Annotated in this window: 16 protein-coding genes; 5 read left to right on the plus strand and 11 right to left on the minus strand. The window is 66.4% G+C overall.

Going from position 1 to position 14,098, the window contains the following annotated elements; translation table 11 throughout:
- Positions 1-23: 23 nt before the first annotated feature.
- The 5 genes from dctM to GV001_RS20060 form a co-directional block, all read right to left on the minus strand.
- Complete coding sequence (dctM, locus tag GV001_RS12350) at positions 24-1,307, minus strand: C4-dicarboxylate TRAP transporter large permease protein DctM (RefSeq protein ID WP_160080197.1); 1,284 nt, start codon at positions 1,305-1,307, stop codon at positions 24-26.
- A complete protein-coding gene (locus GV001_RS12355) occupies positions 1,304-1,936 on the minus strand; it encodes a TRAP transporter small permease (protein WP_160080199.1) in 633 nt (210 codons plus the stop codon). The genes dctM and GV001_RS12355 overlap by 4 nt, the downstream gene beginning before the upstream one ends.
- A 67-nt stretch (positions 1,937-2,003) precedes the next feature.
- The gene (dctP, locus tag GV001_RS12360; protein ID WP_160080201.1) at positions 2,004-2,999 is read right to left on the minus strand and encodes a C4-dicarboxylate TRAP substrate-binding protein DctP; all 996 of its coding nucleotides are present in this window, start codon (positions 2,997-2,999) and stop codon (positions 2,004-2,006) included.
- Between the two features lie 259 nt (positions 3,000-3,258).
- Positions 3,259-3,660, minus strand: coding sequence for a YkgJ family cysteine cluster protein (locus GV001_RS12365; RefSeq protein ID WP_160080203.1), 402 nt, complete (start codon positions 3,658-3,660; stop codon positions 3,259-3,261).
- Between the two features lie 340 nt (positions 3,661-4,000).
- Positions 4,001-4,123, minus strand: a complete 123-nt coding sequence (locus GV001_RS20060; protein ID WP_306108821.1) for a hypothetical protein — start codon at positions 4,121-4,123, stop codon at positions 4,001-4,003.
- A gap of 122 nt (positions 4,124-4,245) precedes the next feature.
- Here GV001_RS20060 and GV001_RS12370 point away from each other — a divergent pair, with 122 nt between their 5' ends.
- Entirely contained in the window at positions 4,246-4,635 is a 390-nt protein-coding gene (locus tag GV001_RS12370) for a hypothetical protein (RefSeq protein WP_160080205.1), read from the plus strand.
- Positions 4,636-4,807: 172 nt separating this feature from the next.
- Here GV001_RS12370 and GV001_RS12375 read toward each other — a convergent pair whose 3' ends face one another.
- Positions 4,808-5,368: an NADPH-dependent FMN reductase gene (locus tag GV001_RS12375; protein WP_160080207.1), complete on the minus strand. Its 561-nt coding sequence runs from the start codon at positions 5,366-5,368 to the stop codon at positions 4,808-4,810.
- Between the two features lie 289 nt (positions 5,369-5,657).
- On the opposite strand from GV001_RS12375, the gene GV001_RS12380 reads away from it, so the two are divergent.
- On the plus strand, positions 5,658-5,849 hold the full coding sequence (locus GV001_RS12380; protein WP_160080209.1) for a hypothetical protein: 192 nt from the start codon (positions 5,658-5,660) through the stop codon (positions 5,847-5,849).
- 163 nt (positions 5,850-6,012) lie between these two features.
- On the opposite strand, the gene GV001_RS12385 is transcribed toward GV001_RS12380, so the two are convergent.
- The 4 genes from GV001_RS12385 to GV001_RS12400 all read right to left on the minus strand — a co-directional run bounded on the left by GV001_RS12385 (position 6,013) and on the right by GV001_RS12400 (position 9,034).
- On the minus strand, positions 6,013-6,444 hold the full coding sequence (locus tag GV001_RS12385) for a PaaI family thioesterase (protein WP_160080221.1): 432 nt from the start codon (positions 6,442-6,444) through the stop codon (positions 6,013-6,015).
- A 30-nt stretch (positions 6,445-6,474) separates the two neighbouring features.
- Entirely contained in the window at positions 6,475-7,362 is an 888-nt protein-coding gene (locus tag GV001_RS12390; RefSeq protein WP_160080223.1) for an alpha/beta fold hydrolase, read from the minus strand.
- A complete protein-coding gene (locus GV001_RS12395) occupies positions 7,352-7,951 on the minus strand; it encodes a TetR/AcrR family transcriptional regulator (RefSeq protein ID WP_218583020.1) in 600 nt (199 codons plus the stop codon). Before GV001_RS12395 ends, GV001_RS12390 begins: the two co-directional genes overlap by 11 nt.
- Positions 7,952-8,140: 189 nt before the next feature.
- Complete coding sequence (locus GV001_RS12400; protein WP_160080226.1) at positions 8,141-9,034, minus strand: LysR family transcriptional regulator; 894 nt, start codon at positions 9,032-9,034, stop codon at positions 8,141-8,143.
- A gap of 192 nt (positions 9,035-9,226) precedes the next feature.
- Here GV001_RS12400 and GV001_RS12405 point away from each other — a divergent pair, with 192 nt between their 5' ends.
- Both GV001_RS12405 and speB read left to right on the plus strand, forming a co-directional pair.
- The gene (locus GV001_RS12405; RefSeq protein ID WP_160080228.1) at positions 9,227-10,300 is read left to right on the plus strand and encodes an extracellular solute-binding protein; all 1,074 of its coding nucleotides are present in this window, start codon (positions 9,227-9,229) and stop codon (positions 10,298-10,300) included.
- 10 nt (positions 10,301-10,310) lie between these two features.
- A complete protein-coding gene (speB, locus tag GV001_RS12410; protein WP_160080230.1) occupies positions 10,311-11,264 on the plus strand; it encodes an agmatinase in 954 nt (317 codons plus the stop codon).
- A gap of 37 nt (positions 11,265-11,301) precedes the next feature.
- On the opposite strand, the gene GV001_RS12415 is transcribed toward speB, so the two are convergent.
- Positions 11,302-12,207 carry a LysR family transcriptional regulator gene (locus GV001_RS12415; RefSeq protein ID WP_160080232.1) on the minus strand — a complete coding sequence of 302 codons (906 nt, stop codon included), beginning with the start codon at positions 12,205-12,207 and terminating at the stop codon, positions 11,302-11,304.
- Between the two features lie 97 nt (positions 12,208-12,304).
- Here GV001_RS12415 and GV001_RS12420 point away from each other — a divergent pair, with 97 nt between their 5' ends.
- Positions 12,305-14,092: an alkyl/aryl-sulfatase gene (locus tag GV001_RS12420; RefSeq protein WP_160080234.1), complete on the plus strand. Its 1,788-nt coding sequence runs from the start codon at positions 12,305-12,307 to the stop codon at positions 14,090-14,092.
- Positions 14,093-14,098: the final 6 nt, after the last annotated feature.

Below are 14,098 nucleotides of genomic sequence, written 5' to 3' on the forward strand. Positions count from 1 at the left end.
CAGTCGGTTTGCGTGGCTGGGTGTCAGCTCATGCCCAGCCAGGTCGGCAGGGCCAGGGAGATCCACGGCACGTAGGTCACCAGCATGAGGAAGGCCAGCAGCAGCATCAGCCAGGGCATGGCGGCGCGGATGGTGGCGGTCAGCGGCATGCCGGTCACCGCCGAAGTGACGAACAGGTTCAGCCCCACCGGCGGGGTGACCAGGCCGATCTCCAGGTTGACCACCATGATGATGCCCAGGTGGATCGGGTCGATGCCCAGCTTCATGGCAATCGGGAACAGGATCGGCGCCAGGATCAGGATGATCGCCGAAGGCTCCATGAAGGCGCCGGCGATCAGCAGCACGATGTTCACCACCAGCAGGAACATCACCGGGGTCAGGCCGGCCTCGATCACCCAGGCGGTGATCTGCTGCGGCAACTGTTCGGTGGTCAGCACATGGGCGAACAGCATGGCGTTGGCGATGATGAACATCAGCATGATCGACAGCTTGGCCGACTCCACCAGCACCTTCGGCACCTCGCGCACACGCATGTCCTTGTACACGAACAGGGCGATGAAGCCGGAATAGACCGCCGCCACGGCCGCCGCTTCGGTGGGGGTGAACATGCCGGAGTAGATCCCGCCGAGGATGATCACCATCAGCAGCAGGCCCCATACCGCCTTGCGCGCGGCATCCAGCCACTCGCGGAAGGTCGCCCGGGGCAGGGCCGGCAGGTTCTTCTTCACTGCGACCACGTAGATCGCCACCATCAGTACGATGCCGAGCAGCACGCCCGGGATCACGCCGGCCATGAACAGCTTGCCCACCGAGGTTTCGGTGGCGGCGGCGTACACCACCATGACGATGCTCGGCGGAATCAGGATGCCCAGGGTGCCGGCGTTGCACACGATGCCGGCGCCGAAGGCCTGCGGGTAGCCGGAGCGGACCATGCCGGCGATGGCGATGGAGCCGACCGCCGCCACCGTGGCCGGCGACGAGCCGGACAGCGCGGCGAACAGCATGCAGGCCAGAACCGCGGCAATCGCCAGGCCGCCACGGATATGCCCGACGCAGGCGTTGGCGAAGTCGATCAGCCGCCGTGCCACGCCGCCGGTGGTCATGAACGCACCGGCCAGCAGGAAGAACGGAATGGCCAGCAGGGTGTAGTGCTCGCTGGTCTCGAACAGCTTGATCGCCAGCGAGCGCACCGAATCCTGGCTGAACAGGATGATGGTGAACGAGCCGGCCAGGCCGAGGGAAATGGCGATCGGCACGCCGATGAACATCAGCAGGAACAACAGCAAAAAGAGGAACAGGACGGTCATGGCTTGTGCTCCTCGTGCTCGGTGAGTTTCACCGCTTCGGCGGCCTCGTCGGCGAGGCCCAGGCCGGTCTGCTGGCCGCGCAGGATGCGCACCAGGACCTCGGCGAAGCGAATGAACACCAGGGCGAAACCGACCGGCACGATCAGGCCGATATGCCACTGCATCACGCCGTAGTGACCGAGGTCTTCGGCGCCGATGGCGGCGGTGAACAGGGTCTGGATCCAGCCGAAGCTGGCCACGCTGAGCAGTCCGGCGTAGACCAGGCAGCACAGGCAGGCGATCACCCCGATGATGCGCTGCACCGGCTTGGACGCCAGCTTGACCAGCGCATCGACGCCGATATGCCCGGCCGTGCGCACGCCGTAGGACAGGCCGAAGAAGATCAGCCAGGCAAACAGCGCCTTGGTCAGCGCGTTGCTCCAGGTCATCGCCTGGGCACCGGCGAGGATGGCGTCGCCGATGGCGAACAGCGTATCGCTGGCCGCCGGCCAGCGATCAGCCAGGTTGTAGAACAGGGTGTAGAGGTTGTTGAGGATGACGTAGACGAAGGTCACCAGCGTCATGGCTCCCAGCAGGAAGGCGATGAAGCCCTCCTCGAAGTGATCCCAGACGCGCCGCAGGGCGTTCATGGATGGCATCTCCCGATGGCTGAAACGACAGGTCGCAGCCGCCGGGAGGGCGGCTGCGGGGTGCGTGTCACTGCGCCTGGTTGGCGGCTTCGGCGGCCTTGATCAGGTCTGCTCCGATCTCGCCTTCGAACTTCTGCCACACCGGCTTCATGGCATCGCGCCAGGCCGCGCGCTGCTCGGCGTTGAGCACGGTGATCTCGCTGGTCTTGGCGTCGAGGATGCGCTGCTTGTCACCCTGGTTGAGGGCATCGGCCTGCTTGTTCACCTCGACGGTGACCTCGGCCATGATGCTGCTCAGCTCGCTGCGCACGTCCTGCGGCAGGCCGTTCCAGAACTGGGTGTTGGTGATCACCATGTAGTCCAGCAGGCCGTGGTTGGACTCGGTGATGTACTTCTGCACCTCGTGCATCTTCTGGCTGTAGATGTTCGAGTAGGGGTTCTCGGCCCCGTTGACCACGCCGGTCTGCAGGCCCTGGTAGACCTCGGCGAAGCTCATCTTGCGCGGGTTGGCGCGCACCGCCTTGAACTGCTCCTCGAGCACGGCGGAAGCCTGCACGCGGAACTTCAGGCCGCGGGCATCCTTGGGCAGCAGCAGCGGCTTGTTGGCCGACAGCTGCTTGAGGCCGTTGTGCCAGTAGCTCAGGCCGGTGATGCCCTTGCCTTCCATGGAGGTCAGCAGCTTCTGCCCTTCGGCGCTGTGCTGGAAGCGGTCGACCGCGGCCATGTCGTCGAACAGGAACGGCAGATCGAAGATCTGCAGCTGCTTGGTGTACTGCTCGAACTTGGCCAGGGACGGGGCGATCATCTGCACGTCGCCGAGCAGCAGGGCCTCCATTTCCTTGCCGTCACCGAACAGCGAGGAGTTGGGGTAGACCTCGACCTTGACCTTGCCGGCCAGGCGCTCCTCGGCGAGCTTCTTGAACAGGATCGCGCCCTGGCCTTTCGGCGTGCTGTCGGCGACCACGTGGGAGAACTTGATGACGATCGGCTCGGCGGCCTGGGCCAGGCCGGCGATGCCGAGGGACAGGGCGCAGGCGAGCGCCATGGCAGTTTGCTTGAACATGCGGATGATTCCTTTGTTGTGATTGTTAGTAGCTAGCGCGGCAATGCACCGTGGAACTCCCCCTAACTGTAGTCGGCTACGGTTGCGGGGTTCGGCGCGACGCTGCTGGAGAGGCTATTAGCAACACGGATGCCAGCCATTGGGCTGGCGCAAAGGCTTGTTCTAGAGCGGTTGTGCTGTTGGCGGTGGAGTTCTTGTGGCGGTAATCCGCCAAGAGCGGGGCGGTTTTTGGCGGTTTTCCGCCATCTGCCGCGCCGATTCAGCTCTGGGTTTTCGGCCGCCAGGCGCAGTAGCCGGGGCGCGGGCCGATGCGCGGGTGGTTGCGGCAGGTGTCCGGGCGCTGTTCGTAGACGGTGCACAGGCGGGTCTTGCGATCCAGGTACATGCAGTCGCCGTTGCTCATGCGGGTCAGGGTGAAGATCCCCGACTTGGCGTTGAAGCGCTCGATCAGCCCTTCCTTCTGCAGGCGCTTGGCGATGTTCTTCGGCGGCTCGCCACGCTCGAACTCGTCGACCACGCCGATGCGGATCAGGTCGACGATGCGCACTTCCACCGGCATGGTGCAGCAGGTCGACATGCAGCTGGTGCACATGTCCCTGTTGTACTTGCTCCAGGTTTCCAGACGGTCGATTTCCGCGGCGGCGATCAGTTGAGGTTTCATCGGCAGGGTCACAGGCGCGCAGCGCACAAGGTTGGGCGCGCGATGATAGCCGGAGCGGCGAATTTGTGAACCCTTTCCTGCCGGGCGGCCGTGTACGTCTTGGCTTACAAGGCGTGCCGGCAATCGCGGCTGGCGGCCATTCGAACAGCTGTTTAATCTGCCCACCAAGGACGACGCGCAGGAAGCGCAGCAAAACAACACGGATTCGTAGGATTGCTTGCCAGGATGGCGAGTCGACCAGGGAAGTCAGGAACCAATCTGCAGAACCCCGCGCTAGCGGGGTTTTTCTTTTTCTGCGTCCAGGTTTTTTACCGGCCTGCCGCGCGCATCGCTCAGCCGTTCAGCCCAGCCCCTCCAGCAACTGGCGCAGGGCGCTCGGCGCCAGGCCGGTCCAGCGCTTGAACGAGCGGCGGAAGTTGGTGGCGTCGTGGAACTGCAGGTAGCTTAGCGGCCGCTTCAGCACAGCCAGTTGCAGCGGCTGGCGAGGCGCCGGCGGCAGGCGGGCGCTGGTTGATACAGATCAAACGCACTCTTTGAGAGGGGTCTAAAGTTGGGGTTCAACCTTGCTTTGCAGAGGATGTGCAGATGAACAGATCGACACTACTGGGCGGCCTGCTGGTGCTGCTGGCTGCCGGCAGCAGCTGGGCCGCGACGGATGCGGCGAAAGATGCCGCCACGGAACAGCAATGGCAGCAGCACATGAACGAAATGCAGCAGATGCACCAGAACTGGATGGCCGGCAAGACCCCGGAGGAGCGGCAGAAGCTGATGCAGGAGCACCAGAAGGCCATGGGCAGCGGCATGCAGATGATGGGTGGCTGCCCCATGCACGGCAATATGCCCGGCATGGGAATGGGGCAGGGCATGGGCATGATGCAGCTGGACACGGTGGAGCAGGTGGATCAGCGCATCAAGCACATGGAGCAGATGATCGAGCAGCTGCGTGCGCATCGGGCGATGCTGGAGAAGTCCTGATCCGCAACGTGCCGCTCGTGACCTTCACGGCGCCCGCGCTGGCGCCGTGAAGGCCGCTGTGCGCGGGGCAGGCCATGGCGGCAGGGGCGTGGAGTGAGCTGCGCCAGGGCGCTGTCCCGGCGCTCGCCACCGCGCAGCCCAGGGCCAGCGCCAGCCCGCGCGTGCCCTGGGTTCAGCTGCGCACGTGCTTTTCCACCCACAGCGCATAGGCGTCGATGAACTTCTGCAGGAAGCCGCGCACGCCGTCATTGAGCTTGCCCTGTTCGTCGAAGAAGCTGCCGGCGCCGCCCAGGTAGGCCTCCGGTTGCTGCAGCACCGGCACGTCGAGGAACACCAGGGACTGGCGCAGGTGGTGGTTGGCGCCGAAACCGCCGACCGCCCCCGGCGAGGCGCTGAGCACCGCTCCCGGCTTGCCGCTGAACACGCTCTGGCCGTAGGGCCGCGAGCCGACATCGATGGCGTTCTTCATCGGCGCCGGCACCGAGCGGTTGTATTCCGGGGTGACGAACAGCAGGGCATCGGCACTTTTCACCTGCTGGCGGAAGCTGGAGTAGGGTAGCGGCGCGGGGCTGACGTCGATGTCCTCGTTGTACAGCGGCAAGTCGCCGATCTCGACGATGTCCAGCTGCAGCGAAGGCGGGGCCAGTTCGACCAGGACCATGGCCAGTTTGCGGTTGATCGAGGCCTTGCGCAGGCTGCCGACCAGGACGGCGACGCGGTGGACTTTGCTCATGCTGACTCCCTAAACAGATCAAGAAAGGGTTGAGCTGGAACTATAGTGCGGCTGCCCGATTCTGCCCGCCGTCCGCTCTATGGCGGGGTGTCCGGGGGTGACGAACGGCGCCTTGACCTGCGCGGCAGTTGCGCGGAAATTGACCGAAAGTCGACGCAAGGTCGACCGGTCAAACAACAGTCATCCCCGGCTCGCATGCTGGCCGGGGACACCGTGAATCCCTTAGTTGCCTGTTGCTGCACAGCGTGCCGGTGGCCTGTCGCTGCCGGCGAACCCTGAGGACACCGCAATGGCCAGATTCAACCCGTTTGACCCGCGTTATCAGCTGGAAGCCGAAGAGCCGCTGGATGAGCTGAAGCTGGAGGATGTGCCCGAGCGGGTGCTGATCCACCAGGAAATCCAGCTGACCCTGCAGGCCATCGAACGTCTGGCCGGGCAGCTGCGCCAGCGAACGCCGCTCGGGCGCCAGCCCGGGATTTGAGGCTGGGTGCTCTACACCGCCTGTTTACGATCGCCTGGGTGCGCTGTGCGCACCAGATGCCCCTGCAGGCACTGCGGTGCGCGCGGCATACGGCAGGGCGCCCAGGTTCAAGCCCGGGCAGCCCTGTTCCTCGTGCGCGCGGGACAAGATCGGCAACCGGTGCCTAGCGCAGGATCATGCAGGTGGCGGTGCCGTAGGCGTAGAGGGTGCCGTCGGCGTCACGGATGCTGCCTTCGGAAATGACCAGGCGCGAGCTGACATTGATCACCTTGCCTTCGGCACGCAGGGTGCGGTTGAAGGGGATGGCCTTGCTCATCTTCACGTTCAGCTCGATGGTGCCGTAGCTCTCGCCGGCGCCCAGGGCGGTGTGGGTGGCGCAGCCGGTCACCGAGTCCAGCACGGTGGCGGCGAAACCGCCGTGCACGCCGCCCAGCGGGTTGGTGTGGCGCTCGTCGGCGGTGACGGCGAAGACCACGCGGTTGGCTTCCACCGTCTCAACTTCCATGGGCATGGTCTTGGCGATGCCAGGCTTGGGGAAGTGCCCGGCGGCGAAGGCTTGCATGATTTCCAGGCCGGTCATCTGTTGCGGGTTCATCGGTGCTGTCCTCTAGGAATGGTTTTCCGCTCAGGCGGCGCGGCGATTGCTTTGCAGCTGTTCGAACCACTCCAGCGCCTCGTCCCACAATGGCGTGGCGCTGCTGCGGAAATAGCCCATATGACCGACGTTGCCGAGGCCCTCGGCCCGGGAGTCGATGGTACGGGCCTGGTAGGGCGCGGCGCTGTAGGCGGCCATGAAGGCGTCACGCGAGCTGGGTGGTGCCCACAGGTCGTCGAGGGTGTTGGCGGCGACGATCGGCGTGCGCACGCTGGCGAACCGGGCGGCCAGGTGGCCTTGCTCGGGGTCGTCGAAGAAGTAGCGCGGGTAGCGGCACCAGCGTTTCCATTGCTGGTACACGCCCAGCGGCAGGTCTTCGCCCATGCCCAGCTTGCTCCAGGCCAGGTAGCCCTTGCGCATCACGATCAGCGGGCCGACCAGGTTCCACATCAGTTGCACGCGCAGCCGCTCCAGCGGCGGCATCCAGCCATGCCAACCGGCGCCGGTGCCGAAGGTGTAGAACCCGGCGACCCGTTCGTGCCCCGGCAGCAGGCCGAAGGCATGGCCGCCGAAGGAGTGGCCGACCATGTAGGTGGGCAGGTCGTCGCCGTGCAGGTGGTCGAGGGCGGCGGCCAGGTCATGGGTAGCCCAGTCCAGGTAGCGCATGGCGAAGCCGCGCAGCTGCTCAGGCTTGGACTGGCCGATGCCGCGGTAGTCCACACTCAGGGTGCTGTAGCCGCGCTGCGCAGCGTATTCGGCGAAGCGTCGGTAGAAGCCCTGCGGCACGCCGGTGGCGCCGCCGATCAGCAGGCGCGCGCGTGGCTGCGGCGCGTGGTACAAGGTGGCGCGCAGCGGGTAGCCGTCGTGGGCGCTGAGCTGCAGGTCTTCACGGCGGATGTTCGGGGTTTCACTGGTCATGGCGGGTCTCCCGCGGGTAGTCACGCAGTAGCTGGAAAAGCGCCGCACTGGCGCGTTGCAAGGGTTCGCTGCTGCCGGCCACGCGGGCCTGCAGCAAGCCGCCTTCATAGAGCGAGATGAACAGGTTGGCGAAACTCTCGGCGCTGTCGGCGCTGAAACCGACGCCCTGCAGCTGGGTCGCCAGGGCCTGGCGCAGGCGGGTGAAGCAGCCGGCCAGGGCGGCGCGGATCTCGACATCCTCCGGGCCGCTTTCCAGGGCCACGGTGGCCAGCGGGCAGCCGCGCTCGAAGCGGCTGCCTTCCAGTTGCTGCAGGGTGTTGTCGAGCCAGCGTTGCATGGCCCGCAGCGGGTCCGGGTGCTCGCGGAACAACTGGGCGAAGAAGCCATCGATGCGCCGGCCGATGTGCTCGATGGCCGCCACCGCCAGCTCGTTCTTGCCGCCAGGGAAGTGGTGATAGAGGCTGCCCTTGGGCGCCTGGGCCTGGGCCAGCAGCTCGTTGAGACCGGCGCCATGCAGCCCTTTGCGTTGCAGGGTATCGGCCATGGCGGCGATCAGTTTGTCGCGGGTGCTGAGGTTGTCTGTGTTCATGACGCTATATGTAGACCAGTCGGTCTAGCGATGAAAAGCGTCAGATATGCCGATTCAGCGGGCGAATCGGTCGCGATCGGTGTGGCGTGTGAGGGCATGCGTGGCGCGTAGGGTGCGCCGCGCGCACCGACAGGCCCGCAGTGGGGCCCCGGTGGGCGCAGCCCCAGTCATCCAGTAGTCAGGCGAAGCTCAGGCAAAGGCCGCCAGCAGATCCTCGACCAGTGCCTGTTGCGCCTCGCTGGGCTGGCGGCCGCGGTGTTGGGCCAGGCGGAATTCGACGCTGAATCCCTGTTGCTCGGGCTGCACGGCTTGCAGTCGGCCGCGCGCGACCCAGGGCGCGGCGATGTGCTCGGGCAGGTAGCCGATATGCGCGCCGGACAGGACAAAGGCCAGCGTGCCTTCCACCTGTTCGCTGCGCGCGCTGCTGCTGCCGGCCTGCCAGGGCTCGTCGGCGGCGATGAAACGGTAGGGGTGCAAAACGCCGTCGCAGTGCTGCAGATCGCCGGCCTCGACCTGTCGCCGACCGAACAGCGGATGGCCGCGGCCGCAGTACAGGTGCTGCTGCTCGGCGAACAGCCGCCGGTAGTCCAGCGCCGTCTGCGCCCCGGAGAAATAGCCGATGGCCAGTTGCAGCTGGCCTTGCAGCAGGCGCCGCTCCAGCTCGGCCGGCACGGCGCTGAGCAGTTCGATCTGCACCGCCTGGTTGCGTCGGCGAAAACGCCCGATGGCCGCCGCGACCCGCTCCAGCACCTCGTCGGCCAGCGCCTCGGACAGGCCGACATGCAGCTCGCCGAGCAGCTTGTCGGCCATGCCCTGGGCCTCGCCCTTGAAGGTCTCGATGGCGCCGAACAGCTTGCGCGTGGCGGCCAGCACCTGCTCGCCCTTGGGCGTCAGACGAAAGCCGGCCTTGCCGCGCTCGCACAGGCGAAAGCCCAGGCGCGTCTCCAGCTTGGCCATCTGCGTGCTGATGGTCGACTGGCCGATGCCCAGTTCGCCCTGGGCGGCGCTGAAACCGCCACTCTCCACCACAGTGACGAACAGGCGCAGCAGTTGCAGATCGAGGTCGCGCAGTTGGCTGAGCATGGCGGTTCCATACATTGATGAATAGCGATGCCAGAGTAGATCACTTCGTATTTATCGGAAGCAATGCCGGGCGCAGGATGCAGCCTGTAGGAGCCAGCTTGCTGGCGATCACCGCTGCCGCTGTGCGCTGGATCGCCAGCAAGCTGGCTCCTACGGAAGCCGCGCCCAGTCAGTCCAACGAGGTTGTCCACCATGCGTCTTGCTGCAAGCCTATTCATGCTCGCCTTCGCCCTGCCGCTGCAGGCGGCGGAGCAGAGCCTCAACCTGTACAACTGGGCCGACTACGTGGCGCCCGAGGCGCTCAAGCGCTTCCAGGCCGAGACCGGCATCCGGGTCAAGTACGACACCTTCGACAGCGCCGAGGTGCTGGACGCCAAGCTGCTCACCGGCGGCAGCGGCTACGACGTCGTGTTTCCCGCCTCCAGCGGCCTGGCCCGGGCGATCCAGGCCAAGGCCGTGCAACCGGTGGGCGAACTGGGCAACGCCGCCAACCTCGATCCGGAGATGCTGGCCAAGCTGGCCTTCATCGATCCGGGCAACCGCTACGGGGTGCCCTACACCTGGGGCACCGTCGGCCTGGGCATCAACCGCCAGGCCGTGGAACAGCGCCTGCCCGGCGTGGCGCTGGACAGCCTCGACCTGCTGTTCAAACCTGAGTACGCGGCCAAGCTCAAGGACTGCGGCATTGCCGTGCTCGATTCGCCCCAGGAAGTGGTGGCCATCGCCCTCAATTACCTGGGCAAGAAACCCTACGCCGGCCATCCGGATGACCTCAAGGCGGTCAAGACGCTGCTCGCCGAACTGCAGCCCAACCTGCGCTACGTGGCGACCGCGCGGCATATCGACGACCTGGCCAAGGGCGAGATCTGCCTGGCGCTGACCTACACCGGCGACGCCGGCATGGCCGCCGCCCGCGCCGCCGAGGCCGGGCAGCCGTTCGAGGTGCTCTACCGCATCCCCCGTGAGGGCACGCTGATCTGGTTCGACACCATGGCCATCCCGGTGGATGCGCCGCACCCGGAGGCGGCGCGGGCCTTCATCGACTACATGCTCAAGCCCGAGGCCATTGCCGAGCTGACCAACGCGCTGTACTTCGCCAACGCCAACCGCGCGGCCACCCCGCTGCTGGACGCGGCGGTGAGCGGCGACCCGCATATCTACCCGCCACGGGCGGTGCGCGAAAAGCTGTTCGCCGAGCAGATCCTGCCGCTGCGCGCCCAGCGCGAACGTACCCGCCTGTGGGCTGCCTTCCGCACCCAGTACTGAGGAGACCGACATGGACCAAGCCTTCGACAACGACCAGGCCATCACCCGCGACAGCCTGTACGGCACCTGCGCCGAACCGACCTACGCCGGCATCACCAGCTTCATGCGCCGCCGCTATACCCGCGACCTGCGCGGGGTGGACCTGGTGGTCAGCGGCGTGCCGTTCGACACTGCCACCACCAATCGCCCCGGCAGCCGCTTTGGCCCGCGCGCCATTCGCGCCGCCTCGATCCAGTCGGCCTGGGCCCGCCACTTCCCCTGGGAGTTCGACCCCTTCGACCTGCTGGCCTGCATCGACTACGGCGACTGCCATTTCGACCACGGCACCCCGCAGGCCACACCGGCGCTGATCGAGGCCCATGCCGACAAGATCCTCGCCGCCGGCTGCGCCATGCTCACCCTGGGCGGCGACCACTTCATCAGCTACCCGTTGCTCAAGGCCCACGCGAAGAAGCACGGCCCGCTATCGCTGATCCACTTCGACGCGCACAGCGACACCTGGCCGGATGAGGAGGGCGCGCGCATCGACCACGGCACCATGTTCTATCACGCCGCCAAGGACGGCCTGGTCGACCCGGCGCGCTCGGTGCAGGTCGGCCTGCGTACCACCAACGACGACGTGATGGGTTTTGCGGTGCTGGATGCGCGGCAGGTCAACCGCAGCACCCCGGAGCAGATCGCCGAGCTGATCCGCGCCCGGGTCGGCGACCACCCGGTGTACCTGACCTTCGACATCGACTGCCTCGACCCGGCCTTCGCCCCCGGCACCGGCACCCCGGTGTGCGGCGGCCTGTCCAGCCACCAGGCGCTGGAGATCCTCCGTGGCCTGCGCGGCATCAACTTGGTCGGCATGGACGTGGTGGAAGTGGCACCGCCCTACGACCACGCCGAAGTCACCGCCCTGGCCGGCGCCACCCTGGCCATGGAGATGGTTTGTCTCTACGCCGCGCGGCACAAGCTGTAATCCGCAGGGCGGGAGAAACCCACGGGTTGCCCCCGCCCTACGCCGGTTTCGTCTGACCATCCTGCTGGCAAATGATCCGCTGCAGCTGCTCGGCCGCCGGCGACAGGCTGTGCCCGGCGCGGCTGACGATGCCATAGGCCGAGCGGGCCAGGGCCGAGTCGCCGGCCAGGCGCAGGGTGGCCAGGCGCCCGGTCTGCACATCGGCGGCCACCACATCCCAGGGCGCCAGGCTGAGCACATCGCTGCTCGATACCAGCTCCTTGAGCACCATGAAGTTGTCGCACTGGATGCTCAGCGGACTCGTCCCATCGCCCAGGCGTTGCAGCAGGTGCTCGACCTCCACCGGCATCTGCGTGCCGGCCAGGGGGAATTCGCCCAGAGCCGCTGGCGGCAGGGGCTGGCGCTGGCACAGCGGATGCTGCGGGCGGCAGAACAGCACGCCGTGGTGGCTCTGCAGCGCCGTTACCTGCAGCTGGGGATCGGCGTGGAACTCGCGCGTATCGGCGATGAACAGCTCGATCTCGTCGTCCAGCAGACGGCTGCGCAACTGCTGCCAGTTGTCGATCAGCAACTGCACGCGCACTCGTGGGTGGCGCGCGGCGAACTGGCCGAGGGCCTGCGGCACCAGGCGCGCGGCGGGGTAGGGGCCGGCGCCCAGGCGCAGCTCGCCGCTGCTCAGATTACCCAATTGGCTCACCGCATTGCTCAGCGCGCGGCTGCCGGCGAGCAGGCGCCGGGCATGCTCCAGCACCAGCTCGCCGTGGGCGGTGAGGCTGATGCCGCGGCTGTGGCGGTCGACCAGGTTGCAGCCGAGGCTGGCCTCCAGCGCCTGGATGCTGCGGCTCAGCGCCGGCTGGCTGAGGTGCACGGCCTCGGCGGCACGGGCGAAGTGACCGTGCTCGGCGAGGGCGACGAAATGGCGGAGCTGGCGAAGGTCGTTCATGCGCTTATTGCATCGTCTTGTGATTTGGAATGCATTGGAATTATTGGCTGCCATTGGCCAATCTGCCAGCACTGCCCACCACAATGAGCCTCTGCGCATGTTTTCACGCAACCGAACTGCCGCCGTGCTGCTGAGCCTGGCCTTGCCCCTGGCCAGCCATGCCGCCCTGCCCGAAGAACAGATTGCCGCCTCGATCCACCCTGAGCTGGCCGAACACACCAAGCACTTCACGCAACAGGTCTACAAGGTGGCCGACAACGTCTATTCGGCGGTGGGCTGGCAGCTGGGCAACGTGGCGATGATCGAGGCGCCGGAAGGGCTGATCATCGTCGATACCGGCGAGTCGGTCAGCGAGTCGCGCAAGATCATGGCCGAGTTCCGCAGGATCAGCGACAAGCCGGTCAAGGCGGTGGTCTACACCCACTTCCACCCGGACCACATCAACGGCGTGAAGGCCTTCGTCACGGAAGAGCAGGTGCGCAGCGGCGAGGTACAGATCATCGCCCACGACACCCTGCTGGCCAACGTGGTGGCCCAGGGCGCGCTGGTCGGGCCGATTCTCTCGGTACGTTCCGGCTACAGCTTCGGCGCCGGCCTGCCGGCCAGTGACCATGAGCAGATGAACGCCGGCATTGGCCCGCTGGCCAAGGCCGAGGCCTCGACCTTCATTGCGCCGACCCTGACCTTCAAGGACAGGCTCGACACCCGTATCGCCGGCCTGGATCTGCAGTTTCTGCATGTGCCCAGCGAGGCGCCGGACGAGATCACCGTCTACCTGCCGGCCAATCGCGTGCTGATCAGCGCCGAGGTGGAGCAGGGGCCGACCCTGCCGAATATCCACACCCTGCGCGGCACCAAGTTCCGCGACCCGGTGGTGTGGGTCGAGAGCCTGGACAAGCTGCGCGCCTACCAGGCCGAGCACATGGTGCCGCTGCACGGTCGCCCGGTCAGCGGCCAGGCGCAGGTCGAGGAAGTACTGCGCATGACCCGCGACGGCATTGCCTATATCCACGACCAGAGCGTGCGCTGGATGAACAAGGGCCTGACCCCGGACGAGCTGGTCGAGAAGGTCAAGCTGCCGCCGCATCTGGCCGGCTATACGCCTTATCTGCGCGAGTACTACGGCACGGTGAAGCACAGCGTGCGGCAGATCTACAACGGCTACCTGGGCTGGTTCCAGGGCGACCCGGTGGCGCTCGACCCGCTGCCGCCGAAGCAGAAGGCCGAGCGGCTGATCGCCCTGATGGGCGGGCATGACAAGGTGCTGCTGGCCGCCGGCGAGGCCTATCTCAAGGGTGAGCACCAGTGGGCCGCGGAGCTGGCCAGTTACGTCATCAGCCTGGACAACGAGGATCAGCTGGCCCGCGACATCAAGGCGCGCAGTTTGCGCAAGCTCGGCTACGCCAGCATGAACATCAACTGGCGCAACTGGTACCTGATGAGCGCCATGGAGCTGGAAGGCAAGTTCGACAGCGACGAGGTGCAGAAACTGGCCCAGAGTATGCGCAGTGCGTTCCTCTCCCCGGACATGCTGAAGAACTTCCCGGCGCGGGTCTTCCTGCAGAACTGGATCACCCGCATCGACCCGGACCAGGCCAATGATGTCGAGCTGACCCTGGGCTTCAGCTTCCCGGATATCAATGAGGAATGGGCGCTGGAAGTGCGCCGCGGCGTGGTGCAGTTGCACCAGGGCATCCCCGCCGGCACCACGCTCAAACTGACCCTCGACAAGAGCTACCTGGACACCGTGATGAGCGGCGAGAACGGCCTGCTCAAGGGTGCGCTGCTGGGCGATGTGAAGGTCGATGGCGACCTGCTGGAGATCAAGACCTTCCTCGGCTGCTTCGATTTCGAGGATGCGCCGATTGCCCTGACGGTGCGCTGAGCGGCT

The organism is Pseudomonas sp. 8AS, assembly GCF_902506505.1.
Lineage (GTDB): Bacteria > Pseudomonadota > Gammaproteobacteria > Pseudomonadales > Pseudomonadaceae > Aquipseudomonas.

Excerpts from the sequence above, each read along its gene's own strand:
- dctM (WP_160080197.1), bottom strand. The coding sequence starts at position 1,307 with ATGACCGTCCTGTTCCTCTTTTTGCTGTTGTTCCTGCTGATGTTCATC.
- GV001_RS12355 (WP_160080199.1), bottom strand. The coding sequence starts at position 1,936 with ATGAACGCCCTGCGGCGCGTCTGGGATCACTTCGAGGAGGGCTTCATC.
- dctP (WP_160080201.1), bottom strand. The coding sequence starts at position 2,999 with ATGTTCAAGCAAACTGCCATGGCGCTCGCCTGCGCCCTGTCCCTCGGC.
- GV001_RS12365 (WP_160080203.1), bottom strand. The coding sequence starts at position 3,660 with ATGAAACCTCAACTGATCGCCGCCGCGGAAATCGACCGTCTGGAAACC.
- GV001_RS12370 (WP_160080205.1), top strand. The coding sequence starts at position 4,246 with ATGAACAGATCGACACTACTGGGCGGCCTGCTGGTGCTGCTGGCTGCC.
- GV001_RS12375 (WP_160080207.1), bottom strand. The coding sequence starts at position 5,368 with ATGAGCAAAGTCCACCGCGTCGCCGTCCTGGTCGGCAGCCTGCGCAAG.
- GV001_RS12380 (WP_160080209.1), top strand. The coding sequence starts at position 5,658 with ATGGCCAGATTCAACCCGTTTGACCCGCGTTATCAGCTGGAAGCCGAA.
- GV001_RS12385 (WP_160080221.1), bottom strand. The coding sequence starts at position 6,444 with ATGAACCCGCAACAGATGACCGGCCTGGAAATCATGCAAGCCTTCGCC.
- GV001_RS12390 (WP_160080223.1), bottom strand. The coding sequence starts at position 7,362 with ATGACCAGTGAAACCCCGAACATCCGCCGTGAAGACCTGCAGCTCAGC.
- GV001_RS12395 (WP_218583020.1), bottom strand. The coding sequence starts at position 7,951 with ATGAACACAGACAACCTCAGCACCCGCGACAAACTGATCGCCGCCATG.
- GV001_RS12400 (WP_160080226.1), bottom strand. The coding sequence starts at position 9,034 with ATGCTCAGCCAACTGCGCGACCTCGATCTGCAACTGCTGCGCCTGTTC.
- GV001_RS12405 (WP_160080228.1), top strand. The coding sequence starts at position 9,227 with ATGCGTCTTGCTGCAAGCCTATTCATGCTCGCCTTCGCCCTGCCGCTG.
- speB (WP_160080230.1), top strand. The coding sequence starts at position 10,311 with ATGGACCAAGCCTTCGACAACGACCAGGCCATCACCCGCGACAGCCTG.
- GV001_RS12415 (WP_160080232.1), bottom strand. The coding sequence starts at position 12,207 with ATGAACGACCTTCGCCAGCTCCGCCATTTCGTCGCCCTCGCCGAGCAC.
- GV001_RS12420 (WP_160080234.1), top strand. The coding sequence starts at position 12,305 with ATGTTTTCACGCAACCGAACTGCCGCCGTGCTGCTGAGCCTGGCCTTG.